Genomic DNA, 21,783 nt, shown 5'->3' with positions numbered 1-21,783 from the left:
TTCTCCTCAATGCTTGGCCGGTTCGGTCACGGGGGTGGCGGCGACAGCGGGATCACGCCAGGCCACGGCCAGACCGTTCGGATAACGCAGATCGATCCGCGCGATATTGTCCATCTGTGCCTTGAGCACCTGATCGTACAGGCGCATGAAGCGCCGCATCTTTTCCACCAGCTGGTCGCGGCCGAACACCAGTTCCAGGCCCTGACCGGTGGTGAGGTACCAGCTGCCACGCTCGTGCATTTCCAGGCGCGCCACGGTGTAACCGAGCGGCCTGAGCATCTGGCTGAACATCTGGTACTGCTGCATCACTTGCTGCTGGGCCCGCTTGGGGCCGTACAGCCGCGGTAGATTGTCATAGTTGGCCAGATCCTGCGGGGCAAAAGCCTCACCCTGGTTGTTCAGCAGCGCCTCGTCGCCCCAGCGGGCGATGGGCATCTGCTCTTCCAGGCGGATGCTGATCTCGTCCGGCCAGACGCGGCGCACCTCGGCATGGGCGATCCACGGCATGGTTTCCAGTTCATGGCGCATGTCGGCCAGGTCGACCTGGAAGAAGGTGGTGCCGACGAAGGGCGCGATCCGCTGCTGCACCGCCGCCTGGCTGATGTAGGAGAGATCGCCCTTGACGCTGACCTTGGCGATCGGCCGGTCGGCATAGGGCAGCAGCCGCTGGGCGCCTTCATAGGTGCCGAAGCCCAGCCCCAGCAGCAGGAACGGCCAGAGGATGCGCTTGAGCAGACCCAGGCTGGGACGCGGCAGGCGCGTCGACAGCGGCTCTTCGGCGACCAGGCGACTGGCTCCGCGTTGCTCGACGTTGCGCGACCGACCAAAGCCGGGCTGGTTGTGACGTAGGGTGGCGACCAAGGTTCAGCCCTCCACGTGCGTGCCGGCAACAGCGGCTGCCGGCAAGGGGTTGTACGGATGACGGCTCATGCCGAACTCCCGGCGGTCGCAGCGGTGGCGAACAGCGGGTGGTTGAGCAGTTGCGGTGCCAGCGCGCCGATGTCGCCCGCGCCCTGGCAGAGCAGGATGTCGCCCGGGCGCAGCAGCGGCTTGACCAGCGGGGCGATGTTGCTGCCGCGCTCCACATAGATGGGATCGAGCTGGCCGCGCTGGCGGATGCTGTGGCAGAGCTGACGGCTGTCGGCCCCGGGAATCGGCTCTTCGCCGGCCGGATAGACTTCCATCAGCAGGAGGACGTTGGCATCGGCCAGCACCTGGACGAAGTCTTCGTAGAGATCGCGGGTGCGGCTGAAACGGTGCGGCTGATAGACCATCACCAACCGGCGCTCGGGCCAGCCGCCGCGCACGGCCTTGATCACCGCGGCGACTTCGCGCGGGTGGTGACCGTAGTCGTCCACCAGCATGACGCTGCCACCGGCGACCGGCAGTTCGCCGTAGACCTGGAAGCGCCGCCCTACCCCTTGGAAGCCGGACAGGCCATTGAGGATGGCCTCGTCGCTGACGCCTTCGTCGGTGGCGATAGCGATGGTGGCCAGGGCGTTGAGCACGTTGTGCACGCCCGGCATGTTGACCGAGACCGCCAGGGGCGCGCGACCCTCGCGCAGCACGGTGAAATAGGTGCGCATGCCGTCCTGGCGGATGTCCACGGCGCGCACGTCGGCGTCTTCCGCGGTGCCGTAGGTGACGGTGGGCCGGGCGACCTGGGGAATGATCTCGCGCACCACCGGATCGTCGACGCAAAGCACGGCCAGGCCATAGAACGGCAGGTTGTGCAGGAAGTCGACGAAGGTGCGCTTGAGCCGGTTGAAGTCACCTTCGTAGGTGCTCATGTGGTCGGCGTCGATGTTGGTGACCACGGCAACCATGGGCTGCAGGTGCAGGAAACTGGCGTCGCTCTCGTCGGCCTCGGCGATCAGGTAGCGGCTGGTGCCGAGCTGGGCATTGGTACCGGCGGCATTGAGGCGGCCGCCGATGACGAAGGTCGGGTCCAGGCCTTCGGCCGCGAACACCGAGGCGATCAGACTGGTGGTGGTGGTCTTGCCATGGGTACCGGCGACGGCGATGCCGTGGCGATAGCGCATCAGCTCGGAGAGCATCTCGGCGCGGGGCACAACGGGAATGCGCTGCTCGAGGGCGGCGGAGACCTCGGGATTGGATCTGTTGATGGCGCTGGACACCACCAGCACGTCGACCTGATCCAGGTTCTCGGCGCGGTGGCCAATGTAGATGCGCGCGCCGAATTGCTGCAGGCGCGCGGTCACCGCGGATTCCTTGAGGTCCGAACCCGAGACTTCATAGCCCAGGTTCAGCAGCACCTCGGCGATGCCGCACATGCCGACGCCGCCGATACCGACGAAGTGGATGCGGCGGATGCTGCGCATGCGCCGAACTTCGGCCTGAATGGCACTTTGCGACTTAACCACGGGCAACCTCCAGACAGGCGTCGACGACTGCACGGGTGGCATCGGGTTTGGCCAGGGCACGGCTGCGAGCGGCCATGCCGGCAAGACGTTCGGGATGCATCAGGACCTCGGTAAGCTGCGCGGCGAGATCCGCCGGGCGGGTGGAATGTTGCGGCAGCACCACACCGGCACCGGCGCGCTCCAGGAAGCGCGCATTGCTGGTCTGGTGGTCGTCGATGGCGTGCGGCAGGGGGATCAGCAGCGCCGGCAGACCGGTGGCGGTCAGCTCGGCAACGGTCAGGGCGCCGGCCCGGCAGATCACCAGATCGGCCCAGGCATAGGCGGCGGCCATGTCGGCGATGAAGGGCTGGACATCGGCCTCCACGGCGACGTTGGCGTAGCGCTCGGCGGTCACCTCAGCATGCTGGCGGCCGGCCTGGTGGCGCACATTGGGTCGCAGGCCAGCGGGCATTTGCGTCAGGGCGTCGGGCAACAGCTTGTTGAGCGGCTCGGCGCCCAGGCTGCCGCCCAATACCAGCAGGTTGGCGGCGCGCTCTTCCAGCGGCGCACGGGTCACCGGAGCGAAGAGTTCAGCGCGCACCGGATTACCGGTGGACAGGCGTTTGGCGGACGCCGGGAAGGTGTCGGCAAAGCCTTCGCAGACGCGGGCGGCCATGGGCACCAGCAGGCGGTTGGCGGTGCCGGCATGGGCGTTCTGTTCGTGAATCACCAGTGGGATGTTGCACAGCTTGGCGGCCAGGCCACCGGGACCGGTGACGAAGCCACCCAGGCCCAGCACGCAGACCGGCTTGAGCCGGCGCATGAGACCCATGGCCTGCATGAGGGCGCCACTGAGTTGCAGCGGTGCCTTCACCAGAGAACGCAAGCCCTTGCCGCGCAGTCCGGTGACCGGAATGTGGTGCAGGCTGATGCCGGCCTTGGGCACCACGTCGTTCTCGATGCCGCGCGGCGTACCCAGCCAATGCACGGTATAGCCGCGGGCTTCGAATTCACGGGCGCAGGCCAGGGCCGGGAAGACGTGCCCGCCGGTGCCGCCGGCCATGATGAGGACGTTAGCGGACATCGGCGAAATCCTCTTCGGTGAATTCCACATCCTCGGTATCGACCAGCGTTCGTCTCTCCCACTCGATGCGCAGCAGCAGACCCATGCTCACGCAGCAGATCACCAGGGAGCTGCCGCCGTAGCTGAGGAAGGGCAGCGTCAGCCCCTTGGTCGGCAGTAGGCCGACGTTCACGCCGATGTTGATCAGGAACTGGCCGATCCACAGCATCGACAGGCCATAGGCCACATAGGCCGAAAAGAACTGCTTGGACTGCTCGGCCCAGTGACCGATGAACAGACCGCGCACGCAGACGAAGAGGAACAGGCCGACCGTGGCCATGGCACCGATCAGCCCCAATTCCTCGGCCAGCACGGCGAAGAGGAAGTCGGTATGGGCCTCGGGCAGGTAGAACTGCTTCTGGATGCTGTTGCCCAGACCGAGACCGGTCCAGCCGCCACGGCCGAAGGCGATCAGCGCCTGGGTCAGCTGGTAGCCGGAACCGAACTGGTCGGCCCAGGGATCGGTGAAGGTGATCAGTCGCTGCATCCGGTAGGACTGGGTCTGGACCAGGACGAACACCGCGAACACGGCCAGGGCGACCATCAGCATGAAGCGGAACAGGCCGACACCGCCGAGGAACAGCATGGCACCGGCGGCGCCCATCATCACCACGGTGGCGCCGAAGTCGGGCTCGCGCAGCAGCAGCATGGCCATCGGCAGCAGAACGATGAAGGGCTTGAAGAAGCCGGCCCAGGTGTGGCGCACCTCATGCTGACGACGGACCAGGTAACCAGCCAAATAGAGCACCACGAAGACCTTGGCGATCTCCGAGGGCTGCACGTTGAAGATGCCGAAGCCGATCCAGCGCAGGGAACCGTTCACCTCGCGACCGATGCCAGGCACCAGCACCGCTATCAGCAAGAGGAAAGCGATGATCAGCAGCGGAAAGCCGAAGCGCTGCCAGGTGGCCATGGGAATCAGCATCACCACGCCGCAGGCGACGAAGCCGATGGCCAGGTAGACCAGGTGGCGATACATGAAGTACAGCGGATTGCCGGACTGGGCCGCGGCCACTTCCGAGGAGGCCGAGGTCACCATCACCAGGCCGAGGCCGAGCAGCAACAGGCAGCCGGCCAGCAGCGGGAAATCCAGGTCGATGCCATGGCGGCTGGCCAGCGGCGAGGGATAGGGACGCAGCAGGCTGAGGATCATGACAATGCTCCTACGGCCTGGGCGAACAACCGTCCGCGCTCTTCGAAGTTGCGGAACATGTCGAGGCTGGCGCAGGCCGGCGACAGCAGCACGGCATCGCCCAGCTGGGCCAACTGGCGGCTTTTGTTCACCGCCTCGTCCAGGGTAGCGACGCGCACCTGTTGCACGGTGGCCGGCAGGATCTCGGCGATCCGCGCCGCATCGCGGCCCAGCAGCACCACGGCGCGGCAGTGGCGCGCGATGGGCTCGCGCAGGGCGCTGAAATCGGCCCCCTTGCCGTCGCCACCGGCGATCAGCACCAGTTGCCCGGCGATGTCGTCACCCAGGCCTTCGACCGCCGCCAGGGCAGCGCCAACGTTGGTGGCCTTGGAATCGTTGTAGTAGTTGACCCCCGCGACCTCGCCCACCCACTGGCAGCGGTGCTCCAGGCCCGGGAAGGCGCGCAGCGCCTCCAGCATGGGCGCCAGCGGCAAACCGGCAGCCTGACCCAGCGCCAATGCGGCCAGGGCATTGCTGTGGTTGTGGGTACCCCGGATCTTGAGTTCCTCGACATCCAACAGGTTGTCGAAGGCCAGCGCCAGATAGCGATGGCCCTCCTCCTCGCGAATGCCGAAGGCACGGAAATCGGGCCGTCCCAGGCCGAAGGTCAGGCGCGGCACGTCATCGCCGATCAGCGGCCGCGACAGGGCATCGTCGCGATTGACCACCACCTGGCGGGCGCCGCGGAAGATGCGGTGCTTGGCCTGGTGATAGGCCGGCATGCCGGTGTAGCGATCCATGTGGTCTTCGCTGAGGTTGAGCACCGTGGCCACCTCGGCATTGAGTCGCTCACAGGTCTCCAGTTGGAAGCTCGACAGCTCCAGCACATAGAGTTCGACGTCATCGGCCAGCAGGTCCAGCGCCGGGGTACCGAGGTTGCCCCCCACGGCCACCCGCTTGCCGGCGCGCAGCGCCATGTCACCCACCAGGGTGGTGACGGTGCTCTTGGCGTTGGAACCGGTGATGGCGACGATGGGTGCCCGGGCCTGGCGCGCGAACAGCTCGATATCGCCGGACAGCCGCACGCCGCGGGCGGCGGCTTCCTGCAGCGCCGGCGTCTCCAGGGCCAGGCCGGGACTCACATAGAGCTCGGCCGCGCGGGCGAGGAAGTCGACATCCAGCTCGCCGCAGCGCACCTCGACCTGGGGATACTGGGTTCTCAGGGCCTCCAGTTCCGGCGGCTGTTCCCGCGTGTCGGCCACGGCAAAGGGCACGCCCCGGCGCGCGAGAAAGCGCACCAGCGACATGCCACTCTTGCCGAGGCCGACGACGATACGGAACTGGTCGGAAGCGATGAGCACTGCGATTACCTCAGTTTCAGGGTGGCGAGACCGAACAGCACCAGGATCACGGTGATGATCCAGAAGCGCACGATGACCCGCGGTTCGGGCCAGCCCTTCAATTCGAAATGGTGGTGGATCGGCGCCATGCGGAAGACGCGCTTGCCGGTCAGCTTGAAGGAGGCGACCTGGATGACCACCGAGAGGGTCTCCATGACGAAGACGCCACCCATGATGAACAGCACCACTTCCTGGCGGACGATCACGGCGATGGTGCCGAGAGCGGCGCCCAGCGCCAGGGCGCCGACGTCACCCATGAAGACCATGGCCGGATAGGTGTTGAACCAGAGGAAGCCCAGACCCGCCCCGATCAGGGCGCCGCAGAAGACGATCAGCTCGCCGGAGCCTTCCACATAGGGAATCAGCAGGTAGTCGGCGAATTTCACGTTGCCCGACAGGTAGCAGAAGATGCCCAAGGCGCCGCCAACCATCACGGTGGGCATGATCGCCAGGCCGTCGAGGCCATCGGTGAGGTTGACCGCGTTGCTGGAGCCGACGATGACGAAGTAGGTCAGCACAACGAAGAAAATCCCCAGCGGGATTTCGATGTTCTTCAGCAGCGGCAGGATCAAGGTGGTTTCGATTGGGGCCTTGGCCGTCATGTAGAGGAAGATCGCCGCCCCCAGGCCGAATACCGATTGCCAGAAGTACTTCCAGCGACTGGGCAGGCCCCGGGAGTTCTTCTCGATCACCTTGCGATAGTCGTCGACCCAGCCGATGGCGCCGAACAGGAAGGTCACCCCCAGCACGGTCCAGACATAGCGGTTGTGCAGATCGGCCCACAGCAGGGTGCTGATGCCGATGGTGGTCAGGATCAGGGCGCCGCCCATGGTGGGGGTGCCGGATTTGGACAGGTGCGACTGGGGGCCATCGTTGCGCACGGCCTGGCCGATCTGGCGGATCTGCAGGGTGCGGATCATCCAGGGGCCGAGCCACAACGACAGCATCAGGGCGGTCAGGACGCCCAGAATGCCGCGCAGGCTGAGGTATTGGAAGACGGCGAAGCCCTTGTAGAACTGTTGCAGGAACTCCGCCAACAGCAGCAGCATCAGTGTTTCTCCTCGGTGTTGAGAGCGCAGAGCGCGGCGACGACCTTGTCCATCGCGGCGCTGCGGGATCCCTTGATCAGCAGGGTGGTTCCGGCCCGGTCCTCGTCCGCCAGGGCCTCGATCAGTTGTTCGCGATCGGCGAAATGTCGAGCCTCGGCGCCATAGGCGCGGGCCGCATGGGCCATCGAAGGACCGACGCTGTAGAAGGCATCCACCTTGCCGCGGGCATGCTCGCCCACGTCACGATGGCCCTGTTCGGTCCATTCGCCCAACTCGGCGATGTCGCCCAGGACCACCACCCGACGGCCCGGCAGGGCAGCCAGCAGATCGATCCCGGCCTTCACCGAGGCGGGGTTGGCGTTGTAGCTGTCGTCGATGACCTGGGCGCCGCGCTGGCTGGTGCGGGTCAGGGTGCGGCCCTGGACAGGTGCCGCTGTGGCCAAGCCACGGGCGACGGTGGTCAGGTCCAGGCCCAGGCTGAGGGCGGCCGCCGCCGCGGCCAGGGCATTGCCGACGTTGTGGGCACCCAACAGTTGCAGGGTGATGCGTACGTCGTCTTGGGCAGTGTGCAGGGTGAAGCTCGGACGACCTTGGCTATCCAGGCTCACCTCGGTGGCGCGGACATCGGCGCGGGCATCCAGGCCGAAGGCGATGACTCGGCGCCCGGCCGCACGGCGTTGCCAGGTCTCGAAGGCCGCGTCGTCGCGGTTGAGCACCACGGTGCCCGCCTCGCCCACGCCTTCGATGATCTCGCCCTTGGCCTCGACGATACGATCGACGCCGCCGAACTCGCCCACATGGGCCTGGCCGGCGTTGGTAATGATAACGACATCCGGGCGTGTCAGGCTCACGGTATAGGCGATGTCCCCGACGTGGGAAGCGCCCAGCTCGATGACGCCGAAGGCATGCTCGGCAGCCAGTTGCAGCAGGGTCAGGGGCGCGCCGAGGTCGTTGTTCAGATTGCCCTGGGTGGCCAGGGTGGCGCCCTGCTGACGCAGGATGGCGGCGAGCAGTTCCTTGACCGTGGTCTTGCCGCTGGAGCCGGTCACGGCGGCGAGCTTGCCTTGGAACAGATCACGATTGAAGGCGCCGAGGCGACCCAACGCCAGGCGGGTGTCGGCTACCACCAGTTGGGGCAGATGAACCTCGGGCACGGCCCGCTCCACCAGGGCTGCCGCGGCGCCCTGGGCAGCCACGTCGGCCAGATAGGCATGACCATCGAAGCGCGGCCCGCTCAGGGCAACGAAGAGTTGTCCGGCCACGGCCTTGCGACTGTCGGTGCCGACGCCATCGAACAGGGCATCGGCGCCCAGCAGGTTGCCGGTCAGGGCCTCGGCCACTTCGGTGAGGGTGAAGGATCTAAGCATGCTGTCGCTCCCAGGCGGTCAGGGCCCGCTCGGCCTGGTCGAGATCGGAAAAGGGATGGCGGACACCGGCGATTTCCTGGTAGGGCTCATGGCCCTTGCCGGCCAGCACCACGATGTCCTGGGCGGTCGCCGCGGCCACGGCCTGGGCGATCGCCACCTCGCGCCGGCCGGCGAAGCTCACCTGCTCGGGCTGCGCGAAGCCCGCGCGGATGTCGGCGACGATGGCGGCCGGATCCTCGGTACGGGGGTTGTCGTCGGTCACCACCACCTGGTCGGCCAGGCGCTCAGCCACCGCGGCCATCTCCGGCCGCTTGCCGCGATCGCGATCGCCGCCACAGCCGAATACGCAGACCAATCGACCCTGGGCACCGACATGGGGCCGCAGGGCAGTGAGCACCTTGTCCAAGGCGTCGGGGGTATGTGCATAGTCCACTACCACCAGCGGCCGCCCGGCGCCACCCAGGCGCTGCATGCGCCCGGCCGGGCCCTGCAGCTGCGGGAGGATGGCAAGGATGGCGTCGAGGCCATGCCCCAAGCCCAGCAGCGCACCGATGGCGGCCAGCAGATTGCTCAGGTTGAAGCGTCCGATCAGCTGGCTGCGCAGCTCGCCGGTGCCCTGGGCGGTGACCAGCTGGGCGCGCACGCCGTGGTCGTCGAACTGGACAGCCTGGCAATGGATGCTGGCAGCCGGATCGCTCAGGCTGTAGGTCAGGGTCGCTGCCGGGCTGGGGCGAGCTGCCAGCTCGCGGCCAAAGGCATCATCCATATTAAGGACGCGGGTGCCGAGCCCGGGCCAGGCGAACAGCTGGGCCTTGGCTTCGCCATAGGCGGCCATGGTGCCGTGGTAATCGAGGTGGTCGCGGGACAGATTGGTGAAGACCGCGACCTTGAAGGCCAGCGCTGCCACCCGGCCCTGGGCCAGGCCATGGGAAGAGACCTCCATGGCCACGCTGGCAGCGCCACCGGCGGCCAGTTCGGCCAGGGTCGCCTGCAGTTTGAGAGCATCCGGGGTGGTGTGGCGGCTTTCGGCGAGAGCGCCATGGAAGCCGTTGCCCAGGGTACCGACGATGCCGCAGCGCTGACCGAGCAGGTCGCAGGCCTGGGCGATCAGCTGGCTGACACTGGTCTTGCCGTTGGTGCCGGTGATGCCGACCAGCGCCAGGCGCTGGCTGGGTTCGCCATGGAAACGGCCAGCGATGGCGGAAAGCTTTCCGGCCAGACCTTCGACGGCGATCAGAGGGATGTCCAGGTTCGGCAGCGCAGGAGCGTCCTTCACCTCGTAGGCGATGGCTGCGGCACCCCGTTCGGCGGCACTGGCGATATGGGTACGGCCATCGCTGTGCAAGCCGGGAATGGCGAGGAACAGCGAGCCCGGCCGAACGTCGCGACTGTCCAGCGCCAGGCCGTCGATGTCGACGGCAGCGCTGGCTTCAGACAGGAGTTCGGTCAGCAGACGGCTCATCGATCACGCTCCCCGACCAGCAGCGGCTTGGCGGCAGCCTGGGCCTGGGCCTGCTGCACCGGCAGCGGCTGCAGATTGTCCGGCTGGATGTTCATCAGGCGCAGAGCGCCGGACATCACGCGGCTGAACACCGGCGCCGACACCACACCACCGTAGTAGCCGCCCTTGCTGGGACGGTCGATCACCACCACCGCGGCCAGGCGCGGATTGCTGGTGGGGCCGAAGCCGGCGAACAGCGAGCGATAGGAATTTTCGGCATAGCCCCGGGTACCGGTGCTGGTCTTGCGCGCGGTACCGCTCTTGCCAGCGACGTGGTAGCCCGGCACCTGGGCGCGGAAGGCACCACCGGGGGCTTCCACGACCTGTTGCAGCATGCCTTGCAGGGTCTTGGCGACGCGCTCGTCCACCGCCTGGTCGCTGGCCGGAGCCTTATCCAGGCGCACCATGGACAGCGGTACCGAGCGCCCGTCGTTGGCCAGCACCGAATAGGCATGGGCCAGCTGCACGGCGGTCACCGCCAGGCCGTAGCCATAGGACAGGGTCGCGGTCTCGGCCGGACGCCAGGTGCGGTGGTTGGGCAGATTGCCGACCCGCTCGCCGGGGAAGCCCAGACCGGTGTCCTGGCCGAGGCCGACGGCGCGCATGGCGTTGTAGATGTTCTCGCCACCGACGTCGAAGGCGATCTTGCTCATGCCGACGTTGCTGGACTTGATGAGGATGCCGGTCAGGTCCAGGGCGCCATCGCTGTGGGAGACGTCCTTGATGGTGTAGCGACCGATCTGCAGCGAACCGGGATAGACGTTGACCTTGTCGGTGGGCTTCCAGCGACCGCTGGCGAGCGCCGCGGTCATGGAGATCGGCTTCATCACCGAGCCGGGTTCCATGACGTCGATCATCGCCCGGTTGCGCATGGCGGCCGGTTCGAGGCTGCGTCTGTTGTTGGGGTTATAGGTGGGCATGTTGACCATCGCCAGGACCTCACCGGTCTTGACGTCGACGATGGTGAGGCTGCCGGCCTCGGCTTCGAACTGGGTCAGGGCATTGCGCAGCTCGCGGGCAGCGAGATACTGCAGACGCAGGTCGATGGACAGCGCCAGGGTGTTGCCCGGCTTGGCGTTCTTGGCGACCTGCACATCGCGGATCAGCCGACCGCGACGATCCTTGACCACCTGGCGACGACCCGGCACGCCGGACAGCCACTCGTTGAAGGCCAGCTCGATGCCTTCGCGACCGTGGTCGTCGATGTCGGTGAAGCCGACCACATGGGCCGCCACCTCACCCGCCGGATAGAAACGCCGAAATTCCTCGATGTCGTAGACACCGGGAATCTTGTGCGCCTTGACCTGGCTCATAACCGCTTCGCCCTGCTCGGGCGTCAGGCCGCGGGCCAGGTAGAGAAATTCCTTGCTGGCGTTCTGCTCGATGCGTTTGGCCAATTCCGCCCGCGGCTGGCCGACGGCATCGGCCAGGGTCGGCCAGCGATCCTCGGCGCCCAGCAGTTCCTTCGGATTGATCCACAGGGTGGTGACCGGCGTACTCACGGCCAGGGGTTCGCCATTGCGATCGGTGATCAGGCCACGGTGCGCCGGGATGGGAATGGTGCGCACGCTACGCGCATCACCCTGCCCCTTGAGAAAGGCCCGGTCGATCACGTGCAGATCGACGATGCGCCAGATGATGGTGCCGACCATGACCAGCAACAGCCCGATAATCAGGCTGAAGCGCCAGGGCAGGCGCGCGATCAGGCCTTTCACGGATTGACCATCCGGATTTCGGTCGGATCGGGAATGCGCATCTGCAGCTGACCGCTGGCCAGAGCCTCGACGCGGCTGTGGGCGGTCCAGGTGCTCTGCTCCAGCAGCAACCGGCCGTACTCGGCCTGGGCCTTGTCGCGGATGGCCATCTCGCCATAGAGGGTATTGAGCAGCTGGCGATTCCAGTGGGCGCTATAGGCCACGGCTACCGCCGACAGCAACACGCCAGCGAATAGCACCAGCATGACGCTGCTGCCCAGGGGCAGTTTCTTGACGAAGAGCCGGCTCATTTCAGCTTCTCGGCAACGCGCATCACGGCGCTGCGGGCGCGGGGATTGGCGGCCAGTTCGGCTTCGCTGGCATAGACCGGCTTGCCCAGCAGGCGCAGGGAAGGCTCGAAGACCGTGGCGCGGATCGGCAGGTCGCGCGGCAGCTGGTCGGCCTCGCCCTTGGCCAGTCGGCGCATGAATTGCTTGACGATGCGATCTTCCAGGGAGTGGAAGCTGATCACCACCAGCCGGCCACCCACCGCCAACTGCTCGTAGGCGGCCTGCAGGCCCTGCTCCAGATCGCTCAGTTCGCGGTTGATGTAGATGCGCAGCCCCTGGAAGGCGCGGGTGGCGGGATGCTTGCCCTTTTCCCAGGCCGGATTGGCCTCGGTGAGCACCTTGGCCAGATCACCGGTGCGTTCGAAGGGCTGGACCTCACGGCGCTGCACCACGGCGCGCGCCATGCGCTTGGCGAAGCGCTCTTCGCCGAATTCCTTGAACACCTGGGCGATATCGGCCTCGGCAGCCGTGGCGATCCAGGCGGCGGCGCTCTGGCCCCGGCTCGGATCCATGCGCATGTCCAGGGGGCCGTCCTGCATGAAGCTGAAACCGCGCTCGGGATCGTCGAGCTGGGGCGATGACACACCTAGATCCAGCAGCACGCCATCGACCTGGCCGGACCAGCCACGGCTGACGAGTTCATCGCCCAGCTCGGCGAAGCTGCGCTGGACGATCTCGAAACGCGGATCTTCCGCGGCCAGGGCCTGGCCAGCGGCGATCGCCTGGGGGTCCTTGTCGAAACCCAGCAACCGCCCTTCCCCACCCAGCAGGCGCAACGCGGCTCGGCTGTGTCCGCCGCGGCCGAAGGTGCCGTCCAGATAACGGCCGGCAGGCTGGATCGCCAATGCCTGTACGGCCTCGTCCAGGAGAACGGAGACGTGGTGGAAGACTGGGTTCATGGTCACAGGATCAAATCGCGCATTTCATCCGGCATACCGCCGGGTTCCTTAATCGCCAGGAGATCCGCGTCGCACACGGCACTCCAGGCATCCTCATCCCATAACTGGAACTTGTTGAGCTGCCCGACCAGCATCACGCGCCGGTCCAGCTTGGCGTATTCACGCAGGCGCGGCGGAACCAGGAAACGGCCACTGCCGTCGAGTTCCAGATCCACCGCATTGCCGATCAGCAAGCGCTGCAAGCGGCGAGTCTCCTCGCGTAGCGAGGGCAACTGCCGCAGCTTGCTTTCGATGATTTCCCATTCCGGGAGTGGATAGACGCAAAGGCAGGGGTCGACGGCATCGATCGTCACGATGAGCTGGCCGGCACAACGCTCCAGCAGCTCGTCACGATACCGGCTCGGCATCGCGGCGCGCCCCTTGGCGTCGAGACTAATGGCGTTCGCTCCCCGGAACAATTTCGCGTCCTCTAATAGGCTGTCCTTGCCATTAAATCCCACTTCGCCCCACTTCGTACCACCGGCCGCCACTATATTGAGGAGGGCCGCTTTCAGTCAAGGTAAGCGAGGGGGTTCCCAGGCCGCGTGGGACGCGGATTTCGAGCAAATTGCACGAGTTCACGACCAAGACGAACGACATCGATTTCCGACAAACGGAAATGAAGTCAATTGATTGGCTCAATTGATTAAAGTGATGTCTTAAGAAGAGGTCTCAAACCCCAGGCGTAGAGGCCCGGGAGGGAGGGAGGGAGTGCGAGAGCCGACCTGTAAGCCGGGTTCTGTCGAGGACAGTCATTCCTCTGGGACAACCATCGCTGATTGCCTCTAGCGACCTACCCGAATCCAGCGCGGGCCACGCCTATGGATTCCTATTTGGTCTTGCTCCAGGTGGGGTTTACCTAGCCACGAACTGTTGCCAGCCGTGCGGTGCGCTCTTACCGCACCTTTTCACCCTTACCGGCGCTTGCGCGCTTAGGCGGTTATTTTCTGTGGCACTTTCCGTAGGCTCACGCCTCCCAGGCGTTACCTGGCACCTCGCCCTATGGAGCCCGGACTTTCCTCCCTCGCGACCCTTGCGGATCACGACAGCGACTGCCCGGTCGGCTCTCGCGGCGCAAGGGTATAGAGACTGGAGGCGGATAACAAGGAAAGATGCCCACTAATTCGCCCTACTCGCCCTTGCGCTCCAGCGCCAGTTGATAGAGTAGGTTCTTGCGCGCCCCGGTGATCTGGGCGGCCAGGGCGGCGGCGCGCTTGACCGGCAGCTCGGCCAGCAGCAGATCGAGGATGCGCAGGGTTTCGGCATCGACCTCGGCGTCTTCCGGCGCGGTCCAGCCGGCCACCAGCAGCACGCACTCGCCGCGCTGCTGATCCAGATCCTCGCGAATCCAGGCCTGCAGCTCGCCCGCGGGCAGGCCGCGCAGGGTCTCGAAGGTCTTGGTCAGCTCGCGCCCCAGCACGATGTGCCGCTCGGGCCCGAAGGTGCTCACCATATCGGCCACGCAGTCGTCGAGGCGATGGGGCGCCTCGTAGAAGATCAGGGTGCGCGGGTCTTCGCGCAGCGCCGCCAGCCGCCCCTGCCGGCCCACCGCCTTGGCTGGCAGGAAGCCCTCGAAGCTGAAGCGGTCCGAAGGCAGCCCGGCCGCCGACAGCGCCGCGATCAGCGCGCAGGCACCGGGAATCGGCGAGACCCGGATGCCCTGGGCGCGCGCGGCGCGCACCAGGTGAAAGCCCGGATCGGAAATCAGCGGCGTACCGGCATCGGAGATCAGGGCGACGTCCTCTCCCGCCAGCAAGCGGGTGATGAAGCGACCTCCGGCATCGCGCTCGTTGTGGTCGTGACAGGCGGCAAGCGGCGTTTCGATACCGAAATGGCGCAACAGGCGCGCCGAATGACGGGTGTCTTCGGCGGCGATCAGGGCCACGTCGCGCAGGACCTTGAGGGCACGGGTGGTGATGTCGTCCAGGTTGCCGATGGGGGTGGCAACCACATAAAGAGTACCCGGCGAAATCATGATGAAACCTGACGGACTGGAAATAGCCCAACAGTGTACGCCGCTCTCGCCCTCGGCGTTCGCAGCGCCTGGGTGCTGTGAGACAATCGCCCCTTTCCCGAACTCTGCTCAGGAACCACCGCATGAAGTTCCGCCTGCGTCCGCTGCTCTGCGCCACCGCCTTCGCCCTGCTCGCCGCCTGCAGCAGCTCGCCCACCACGAGCAGCCTCGGGGCGCTGCCTCAGCCCAGCCAGGCCAGCATCGAGCAACTGCTGAACCAGGCCGGCGCCAGTCAGTCCGAACAGGCCAATCTGCTGCGTCTGACCGCCGCGGACAAGGCCTATGCCCAGCAGAACGCCCGCGAAGCGCGGCAGATCCTGGGCTCCATCAATCTGGAAGGCTTGAAGCCGGCGCAGCAGATGTTCGCCCAGACCTTGCTGGCTCAGCTCGATCTGCTCGACAAGCAGCCGGCCCAGGCCCTCAAGCGTTTCGACCATCCCAGCTTCGCCCAACTGGGCGAATTGCCGGCTCAGCAGCAGATCCGCAGCGGCCTGACCAAGGCCGAGGCCCAGGCCGCCAATGGCCAGCCGCTCGCCGCCGCCCAGGAGCGCATCTTCCTGGGGCCGCTGCTCGAAGGCGATGCCGGCCACGACAACCGCGAGCATATCTGGCAGCTGGTGACCAGCCTGCCGGATGCGCAACTGCGCCAGAGCGTGAAGGATGCCGATCTCAATGGCTGGCTGGCCCTGGCCGCCATCACCCGCGGCAACCTGGCGCTGGATCAGCAATTGTCGGCCATCGAGGAATGGCAGCAGCAGCACCCCGGCCATCCCGCCGCGCGCAATCTGCCCGATGACCTGGAACGCCTGAAGACCCTGGCGCGCGAGCCACTCAATCGCGTCGCCCTGCTGCTGCCCCTGCAGGGCCAGCTCGCCGGCGTCTCCCGCGCGCTGCAGGACGGCTTCATGGCCGCCCGCTACGAAGCCCTGGCCACGGGCCAGACCGCCCCGGCCGTGACCGTCTACGACAGTACCCAGATGGGCTCGCTGGACGCCTTCTACCGTCAGGCCCAGGCCGCCGGTATCCAGCTGGTGGTCGGCCCGCTGGAAAAGAATCTGGTCAAGCAGCTGAGCGATCGCCCGCAATTGCCGCTTAACACCCTGGCGCTGAACTATGGCGACAGCCAGGGCGCCCAGCCGCCCCAGCTCTTCCAGTTCGGCCTGGCCGCCGAGGACGAGGCCCGTGAAGCCGCCCGCCGTGCCTGGGCCGACGGCAAGCGCAGCGCCGGTGCCATGGTGCCCCAGGGCGACTGGGGCGCCCGCGTGCTGGCCGCCTTCCAGAACGAGTGGCAGCAGTTGGGTGGTCGCCTGGTCGCCGCCGAGCGCATCGGCCAGCCGGTCGAGATCGCCAACCGCATCACCAGCCTCCTGCAGATGCGCCAGGGCATGGACTTCATCTTCCTCGCCTCGACGCCGGCGCAGGCCCGCCAGATCAAGCCGATCCTGGTCTACCAGAACGCCCGCGATCTGCCGGTGTACGCCACCTCCAACCTCAACAGCGGGGTCAACGAACCCGGCGTCAACCAGGATCTTAACGGCATCCTGTTCTGCGAAACCCCCTGGCTGCTCGACCCGAGCAATCCGCTGCGCGCCAAGATCACCGCCCAGTGGCCCCAGGCTGGCACCAGCATCGGTCGCCTCTATGCCATGGGCGCCGATGCCTACCTGCTGGCGCTGCACCTGCAGCAGCTCAAGGCCCTGCCCAACTCCGAGCTGCCCGGCCTGTCCGGCAATCTGAGCGTGGCGCCCGATCAGCGTGTGGTGCGTCACCTGCCCTGGGCGGAATTCCGCAACGGCGTGGCCCAGCCGCTGCCAGCCAACAATGCACCGCGGCCCACCACCAGCGTGCCGGCCTCGCTCAGCACGCCGTGAAGCAGGCCCCGCACCTCCAGCGCGGCAAGCAAGGCGAGGACCGTGCGCTGCAGTTCCTGCAGACGCACGGTCTGCGCCTGATCGCCCGTAACTGGCGCTGGCGTGGCGGTGAGCTCGATCTGGTCATGCTCGACGGCGATACAGTAGTATTCGTCGAGGTACGCGCCCGCAGGCACACCGCCTGGGGCGGCGCCGCGGAAAGCATAGATGCCCGCAAGCGGCAGCGACTGGTCAACAGCGCCGCCCTCTTTCTGCAATCCGAAGCGCGCTGGGCCAAGCGGCCCTGTCGTTTCGACGTGATCGCGATCGGCCCCGGGGCCGACGCGTCCCCTCAGGCACTCGAATGGATCAAACAGGCCTTCGACGCCTGAGGCCCTCCACAGCACAGGTCAAAGATATCGCGATGGACACCCACGCCCGCATCCAGAAACTCTTCCGGGACAGCATCGAAACCAAGCGTCAGGCCATGGAAGTCCTGATTCCGCATATCGATCTGGCCAGCCAGGTCATGGTCGCGGCCCTGCTCAACGAAGGCAAGATTCTCACCTGTGGCAATGGCGGTTCCGCCGGCGACGCCCAGCATTTCTCCTCGGAACTGCTGAATCGCTTCGAGCGCGAGCGGCCCAGCCTGCCGGCCCTGGCCTTGACCACCGACACCTCGACGCTGACTTCCATCGCCAACGACTACAGCTACAACGAGGTGTTCTCCAAGCAGATCCGCGCCCTCGGTCAGCCCGGCGACATCCTCCTGGCCATCTCCACCAGCGGCAACTCGGCCAACGTGATCCAGGCGATCCAGGCCGCTCACGACCGCGAGATGACCGTGGTCGCGCTCACCGGCCGCGATGGCGGCGGCATGGCCTCGCTGCTGCTGCCCGAGGACGTCGAGATCCGCGTACCCGCCAAGGTCACCGCCCGCATCCAGGAAGTGCACCTGCTGGTGATCCACTGCCTGTGCGACCAGATCGATCAGCAACTGTTTGGAAGCGAAGAATGAAGAAGGCTCCTCTGCTCGCCATCCTGGCGCTGTCCTTTGCGGTCGCCGGCTGCAGCAACGTGGTCACCGCCAGCCGCGACAAGCCCATCGACGACAACCGCGGCACCCGTACCCTGGGCAGCACCGTCGACGACGCCCTGATCGAAACCAAGGCCGCGGTCAACATCTCCAAGGCCAATGCCGACCTGGCCAGCTCGCACATCGTGGTGGTGAGCTACAACGGCGTGGTACTGATCGCCGGCCAGACACCGCGCGCCGATCTCAAGGCCCAGGCCGAACAGGCGGTGCGCAGCGTGCAGCGGGTCAAGACCGTGCACAACGAACTGCAGGTGACCGGTAACTCCTCGCTGCTGGCGCGGAGCAACGATTCCTGGCTGACCACCCGCATCAAGACCCAGATGTTCGCCGACCAGGACATCCCAGGCTCGCGCATCAAGGTGGTCACGGAAAACGGCATCGTCTATCTCCTGGGCCTGGTGACCCAGCAGGAAGCCGCCCATGCCGTGCAGCTGATCCAGAGCGTCTCGGGTGTGCAGCGCATCGTCAAGCTGTTCGAATACATCAACTGATCCCTATTCGCCGCCCAATAAAAAGCCCCGCAATGCGGGGCTTTTTATTGGGCGGCGTGCCTTAGGCGGCCTGCCACTCGCTTTCGGCTTCGTCGCGGGTCTTGGACAGGCGTACCTGGCTGCCTTCCACGGACAGGACCCAGCTCAGCGGAATGTAGTGATGCTTGCCATCGGCGTCCTGATCGCGCTTGGTCAGCTTGATGCGATCGGCGCCCTCCATGTGGTCGACGGTGCCCACGTGCTGGCCGTCCGAACCGACAACTTCCGCATGCTCTTTGATCTGGGTTGCATCTACCATGGTGGTTCTCCGGCAGGTTAAGAAAAAGGAGGCGCCTCTCTGAGTGCCTGCAGGATAGGAGGCGTGAGCAGCCGTCTGGGTTCGGCCTGTGCCGACGAAAGGCCATCATTGAGGTCAGAAGCCCGAGAACTACGAAGAGGATCCACCGATGAGTGATGAGCCAAGCAAGCTGACCCGTTCCAAGGAACGCTGGGCCCAGGAGGGCCGCTTCCTTACCGGCCAGGGCGCACGCCCGGACAGCGAACGCCTGCCGCCCGGCCAGCATCGGGTCAGCAACTGGCCGGTCCTGGATCTAGGGGTACGCCCGGAAGTCAGCCAGGAACGCTGGCAACTGGCGGTGACCGGCGCGGTCGGCAAGACGCTACGCTGGAACTGGGAGACCTTCGCGGCGCGGGCGACCACCCAGGCCATCAGCGACATGCACTGCGTCACCACCTGGTCACGCTATGACAATCACTGGATCGGCCTGCCGGTAAGCGAACTGCTGGACGAGGTACAGCCGCGGGACGAAGCGACCCATGTGCTCCTGCACAGCTACGACGGCTACATCACCAACCTGCCGCTGGCCGATTTCGCCGCACCTGGCGCCATGCTGGTGCACAGCTGGGAAGGCCAGCCGCTGACCGCCGAGCACGGGGGCCCGGTGCGGGTACTGATCCCGCACCTCTATCTGTGGAAGAGCGCCAAGTGGCTCAGGCGCATCGACTTCCGGGTCGGCGACACGCCTGGCTTCTGGGAGATGCGCGGCTATCACGACCGGGGCGACCCCTGGCAGGAGCAGCGCTACTCCGACGACGACGCCTGAGGCTCGCTCAGCGTGCGGCGGGGGCCAACTGCAGCTCCACCGGATCGCCGGGGTTGAGACTGCGGATACGGAATTCGTCGCGGGTGAGACCGAGGATTTCCGTGGGATAGGTGATGCCTTCCTCGATCAGATTCAGGCCCTTCTCGGTGCGCGTCCAGCGGCCCAGGGAGGGCTGGCTGCTCGGCGAGGCCATCACCAGGGTGCCATCGCTGAGAAAGACATAGAGCATTCCCGGCTCGATGCTGTTGCTGGTCTTGATCTGCCAGACCTTGTTGACGAAGCCTTCCTGGGCACTGCTCTGCTTGTCGCCACCGCCCTGCCCGTAGCCGATCAGCCCGGCCACGACACAGAGCGCGCCTATCACCAGCACCACCACGCGCCAGTAACGACGCGCCTTGTCTTGCAAACTCATGTCACTCCTTGGGTGTTCTTGAGGCTGGCCAGGTAGGTGCCCAGCGGCGGGCGCTCCTGGAAATAGCCATGCAGCCCGGCAAAGATCGAATCGGCCAGCTGCTTCTGGTGGCGACTGTCGAGCAAGCGTCGGCAGTCGCGATCATTGGAAATGAAGCCCGTCTCGACCAGGATCGAGGGGATGTCCGGTGATTTGAGCACAGCGAACCCCGCCTGCTCCACCCGTTTCTGGTGCAGGTTGGTGATGTTCGCCAATTGCCCCAGCACCTTGTGGCCCAGGTCCAGGCTCGACGAGATGGTGGCGTTCATCGACATGTCCAGCAGCACGCCGGCCAGCATGGGATCGCGGCCCTTGAGAATCTCGTTGGCACCGATCAGGTCGACGTTGTTCTCGCTGTCGGCCAGAAAGCGCGCCGTGGTGGAGGTCGCGCCTCGCTCCGACAGGGCATAGACCGAGGCACCATAGGCCGTACGCCGCGGTGCGGCATCGGCGTGCACCGAGACGAACATGTCGGCGTTGTAGCTGCGGGCGACCTCGACCCGCTTGCGCAGCGGCACGAAGAAGTCGTCGTTGCGCACCAGCTTGGCCTTGAAGCCCTTCTGCAGGTTGATGCGCCGCGCCAGATTCTGCGCCACGATCAGGGCGATGTCCTTTTCCCGATCACCCCGGGCGCTCAGCGCCCCGGGATCCTTGCCACCATGCCCGGCATCGACCACCACCATGATGTCGCGCCCCGTGGCCAGGCCCTTGCCGCGCTTGACCTCCAACGGCGGCTCAGCGTCGACCGGCTTGCGTGCGGCCACTGCCGGCGTCCCGGCGCGCTTGAGATCGAGCACCAGGCGGTTGGACGCGCCCTCGCCCGGGCCGAGAATGAAGCTCTCCATCTCCACCGGATGGGCCAGCTCCAGCACCACCCGGGTGTCCTGGGCGCCATAGCGGGCGCTGCGCACGGCGCGCACCGGCGACCCCTGCAGGGCGAGGTGGTTGAGCACCGCGGGCGCCTGGGTATCGGCGAGATCGAGAATGATGCGATCCGGCGCCACCAGGGTAAAGGTCTTGTAGCGCACCGGCCCGGTGAGATCGAAGACCAGGCGGAGCTTGTCAGCGTCCTGCCAGGCCCGGGCACCCTTGAGTTGCTGCCGGGCGGCAAACGCCGGCAACCCGACGGGCAAAGTCATGCCAGCCAGGATCAGATTGAGCAGACGACGGCGATTCATGGGGTCCTCGCGAGAAACGAGAAACGAGAAACGGCTGGGAAGTTACAACATAACGCTAAAGATCGCCTGCCACCTGGCCCCTGTCAACTGCCATTCGGACAAAATATTCCTTAGAAAACCAGGGCATAGCGTTCGTTTGCAGAATCAGCTTTAGATACAGTCACTTGCCGCTCTCGCGAGCCGACCCGTCAAAGGCGCGAACGGCGAGAAGTGCGACGGAGAGCGAATTTATCGGCGCCGTCATCGTCGAAGTGTCAGGCACTTCCGCCTTTGAAGGGATCACACCATGAACAAGAAGATTGCAGTCGCGACCGCCCTGCTGGCCGGCACCGTGCTGGCGGGCTGTTCCTCGGTCAAGAACACAGCCGACTACACCGTGGGTCGCGTGGAATTTCGCGAGCAGCCGCTGGTGAAGCAGGTGGAAAAGGGTATGGCCAAGGCTGACGTCCTGCGTATCGGCGGCACCCCGTCGAGCACCTACACCCGCAAGTATCGTCCGGGTACCTGCAACAACTATGTGCTCAACAAGGACGGCAAGGAGCAGGTCTATTCGATCGGCTTCGACAGCATGAACCGCGTCGACAGCAAGGACTTCGAGACCTGCGAAAGCGCCGACCGCGCCTGATCGGGGATCTGACCGGCCAGCCAGGCCGGGTGTCCTGACGGACGCTGGCGGCGTCTGA

General features: G+C 66.1%; 22 protein-coding genes and 1 other RNA gene. 6 read left to right on the top strand and 17 right to left on the bottom strand.

Annotated features, from left to right (window positions below; genetic code table 11):
• Positions 1-6: 6 nt before the first annotated feature.
• The 14 genes from LRS53_RS12440 to rsmI all read right to left on the bottom strand — a co-directional run bounded on the left by LRS53_RS12440 (position 7) and on the right by rsmI (position 14,889).
• On the bottom strand, positions 7-861 hold the full coding sequence (locus LRS53_RS12440; RefSeq protein WP_017640705.1) for a cell division protein FtsQ/DivIB: 855 nt from the start codon (positions 859-861) through the stop codon (positions 7-9).
• Positions 862-926: 65 nt separating this feature from the next.
• Complete coding sequence (murC, locus tag LRS53_RS12435) at positions 927-2,342, bottom strand: UDP-N-acetylmuramate--L-alanine ligase (protein ID WP_017640706.1); 1,416 nt, start codon at positions 2,340-2,342, stop codon at positions 927-929.
• A gap of 34 nt (positions 2,343-2,376) precedes the next feature.
• Positions 2,377-3,447 carry an undecaprenyldiphospho-muramoylpentapeptide beta-N-acetylglucosaminyltransferase gene (murG, locus tag LRS53_RS12430; RefSeq protein ID WP_231356066.1) on the bottom strand — a complete coding sequence of 357 codons (1,071 nt, stop codon included), beginning with the start codon at positions 3,445-3,447 and terminating at the stop codon, positions 2,377-2,379.
• Complete coding sequence (gene ftsW, locus LRS53_RS12425; RefSeq protein WP_026083805.1) at positions 3,437-4,636, bottom strand: putative lipid II flippase FtsW; 1,200 nt, start codon at positions 4,634-4,636, stop codon at positions 3,437-3,439. The genes murG and ftsW overlap by 11 nt, the downstream gene beginning before the upstream one ends.
• A complete protein-coding gene (gene murD / locus LRS53_RS12420) occupies positions 4,636-5,979 on the bottom strand; it encodes a UDP-N-acetylmuramoyl-L-alanine--D-glutamate ligase (protein WP_331275301.1) in 1,344 nt (447 codons plus the stop codon). The genes ftsW and murD overlap by 1 nt, the downstream gene beginning before the upstream one ends.
• A 5-nt stretch (positions 5,980-5,984) precedes the next feature.
• The gene (gene mraY / locus LRS53_RS12415; protein WP_017640710.1) at positions 5,985-7,067 is read right to left on the bottom strand and encodes a phospho-N-acetylmuramoyl-pentapeptide-transferase; all 1,083 of its coding nucleotides are present in this window, start codon (positions 7,065-7,067) and stop codon (positions 5,985-5,987) included.
• The gene (locus LRS53_RS12410) at positions 7,067-8,434 is read right to left on the bottom strand and encodes a UDP-N-acetylmuramoyl-tripeptide--D-alanyl-D-alanine ligase (protein ID WP_231356065.1); all 1,368 of its coding nucleotides are present in this window, start codon (positions 8,432-8,434) and stop codon (positions 7,067-7,069) included. Before LRS53_RS12410 ends, mraY begins: the two co-directional genes overlap by 1 nt.
• A complete protein-coding gene (locus LRS53_RS12405) occupies positions 8,427-9,896 on the bottom strand; it encodes a UDP-N-acetylmuramoyl-L-alanyl-D-glutamate--2,6-diaminopimelate ligase (protein WP_231356064.1) in 1,470 nt (489 codons plus the stop codon). The genes LRS53_RS12410 and LRS53_RS12405 overlap by 8 nt, the downstream gene beginning before the upstream one ends.
• On the bottom strand, positions 9,893-11,587 hold the full coding sequence (locus LRS53_RS12400; protein ID WP_371099783.1) for a peptidoglycan D,D-transpeptidase FtsI family protein: 1,695 nt from the start codon (positions 11,585-11,587) through the stop codon (positions 9,893-9,895). Before LRS53_RS12400 ends, LRS53_RS12405 begins: the two co-directional genes overlap by 4 nt.
• Before the next feature lie 59 nt (positions 11,588-11,646).
• Complete coding sequence (gene ftsL, locus LRS53_RS12395; RefSeq protein WP_017640714.1) at positions 11,647-11,940, bottom strand: cell division protein FtsL; 294 nt, start codon at positions 11,938-11,940, stop codon at positions 11,647-11,649.
• A complete protein-coding gene (gene rsmH, locus LRS53_RS12390; protein ID WP_231356063.1) occupies positions 11,937-12,878 on the bottom strand; it encodes a 16S rRNA (cytosine(1402)-N(4))-methyltransferase RsmH in 942 nt (313 codons plus the stop codon). Before rsmH ends, ftsL begins: the two co-directional genes overlap by 4 nt.
• Positions 12,879-12,880: 2 nt before the next feature.
• Positions 12,881-13,336, bottom strand: a complete 456-nt coding sequence (gene mraZ, locus LRS53_RS12385) for a division/cell wall cluster transcriptional repressor MraZ (protein ID WP_007162063.1) — start codon at positions 13,334-13,336, stop codon at positions 12,881-12,883.
• Between the two features lie 293 nt (positions 13,337-13,629).
• Positions 13,630-13,985, bottom strand: an RNA gene (gene rnpB, locus LRS53_RS12380) — RNase P RNA component class A.
• A gap of 61 nt (positions 13,986-14,046) precedes the next feature.
• Positions 14,047-14,889, bottom strand: a complete 843-nt coding sequence (rsmI, locus tag LRS53_RS12375) for a 16S rRNA (cytidine(1402)-2'-O)-methyltransferase (protein ID WP_371913897.1) — start codon at positions 14,887-14,889, stop codon at positions 14,047-14,049.
• 125 nt (positions 14,890-15,014) lie between these two features.
• Here rsmI and LRS53_RS12370 point away from each other — a divergent pair, with 125 nt between their 5' ends.
• Genes LRS53_RS12370 through LRS53_RS12355 form a run of 4 tightly spaced genes read left to right on the top strand, consistent with a single transcriptional unit; the run spans position 15,015 to position 18,368 of the window.
• Positions 15,015-16,802 (top strand): penicillin-binding protein activator, encoded by a 1,788-nt coding sequence (locus tag LRS53_RS12370; protein WP_231356062.1) that lies wholly within the window; start codon positions 15,015-15,017, stop codon positions 16,800-16,802.
• The gene (locus tag LRS53_RS12365; protein ID WP_184290521.1) at positions 16,799-17,173 is read left to right on the top strand and encodes a YraN family protein; all 375 of its coding nucleotides are present in this window, start codon (positions 16,799-16,801) and stop codon (positions 17,171-17,173) included. The genes LRS53_RS12370 and LRS53_RS12365 overlap by 4 nt, the downstream gene beginning before the upstream one ends.
• 32 nt (positions 17,174-17,205) lie before the next feature.
• Positions 17,206-17,799, top strand: coding sequence for a phosphoheptose isomerase (locus tag LRS53_RS12360; protein WP_007162067.1), 594 nt, complete (start codon positions 17,206-17,208; stop codon positions 17,797-17,799).
• Entirely contained in the window at positions 17,796-18,368 is a 573-nt protein-coding gene (locus LRS53_RS12355; protein WP_017640720.1) for a BON domain-containing protein, read from the top strand. The genes LRS53_RS12360 and LRS53_RS12355 overlap by 4 nt, the downstream gene beginning before the upstream one ends.
• A gap of 61 nt (positions 18,369-18,429) precedes the next feature.
• Here LRS53_RS12355 and LRS53_RS12350 read toward each other — a convergent pair whose 3' ends face one another.
• Positions 18,430-18,666 carry a DUF2171 domain-containing protein gene (locus LRS53_RS12350; RefSeq protein ID WP_231356061.1) on the bottom strand — a complete coding sequence of 79 codons (237 nt, stop codon included), beginning with the start codon at positions 18,664-18,666 and terminating at the stop codon, positions 18,430-18,432.
• 148 nt (positions 18,667-18,814) lie between these two features.
• Here LRS53_RS12350 and LRS53_RS12345 point away from each other — a divergent pair, with 148 nt between their 5' ends.
• A complete protein-coding gene (locus LRS53_RS12345; RefSeq protein ID WP_093256243.1) occupies positions 18,815-19,471 on the top strand; it encodes a sulfite oxidase-like oxidoreductase in 657 nt (218 codons plus the stop codon).
• A 7-nt stretch (positions 19,472-19,478) separates the two neighbouring features.
• Here the strand turns inward: LRS53_RS12345 and LRS53_RS12340 are convergent, their stop codons facing one another.
• Both LRS53_RS12340 and LRS53_RS12335 read right to left on the bottom strand, forming a co-directional pair.
• Entirely contained in the window at positions 19,479-19,883 is a 405-nt protein-coding gene (locus LRS53_RS12340; protein WP_231356060.1) for a hypothetical protein, read from the bottom strand.
• A complete protein-coding gene (locus tag LRS53_RS12335) occupies positions 19,880-21,100 on the bottom strand; it encodes an N-acetylmuramoyl-L-alanine amidase (RefSeq protein WP_231356059.1) in 1,221 nt (406 codons plus the stop codon). The genes LRS53_RS12340 and LRS53_RS12335 overlap by 4 nt, the downstream gene beginning before the upstream one ends.
• Positions 21,101-21,386: 286 nt before the next feature.
• On the opposite strand from LRS53_RS12335, the gene osmE reads away from it, so the two are divergent.
• The gene (osmE, locus tag LRS53_RS12330; protein WP_017640725.1) at positions 21,387-21,725 is read left to right on the top strand and encodes an osmotically-inducible lipoprotein OsmE; all 339 of its coding nucleotides are present in this window, start codon (positions 21,387-21,389) and stop codon (positions 21,723-21,725) included.
• The last annotated feature ends 58 nt before the right edge of the window (positions 21,726-21,783 follow it).

This window comes from Pseudomonas sp. PLB05 (assembly GCF_021106615.1).
In the GTDB taxonomy this organism is placed as follows: domain Bacteria; phylum Pseudomonadota; class Gammaproteobacteria; order Pseudomonadales; family Pseudomonadaceae; genus Chryseomonas; species Chryseomonas benzopyrenica.
The sequence above is the reverse complement of the archived record's forward strand: the minus strand, read 5'-3'. Positions and strand labels throughout refer to the sequence as shown.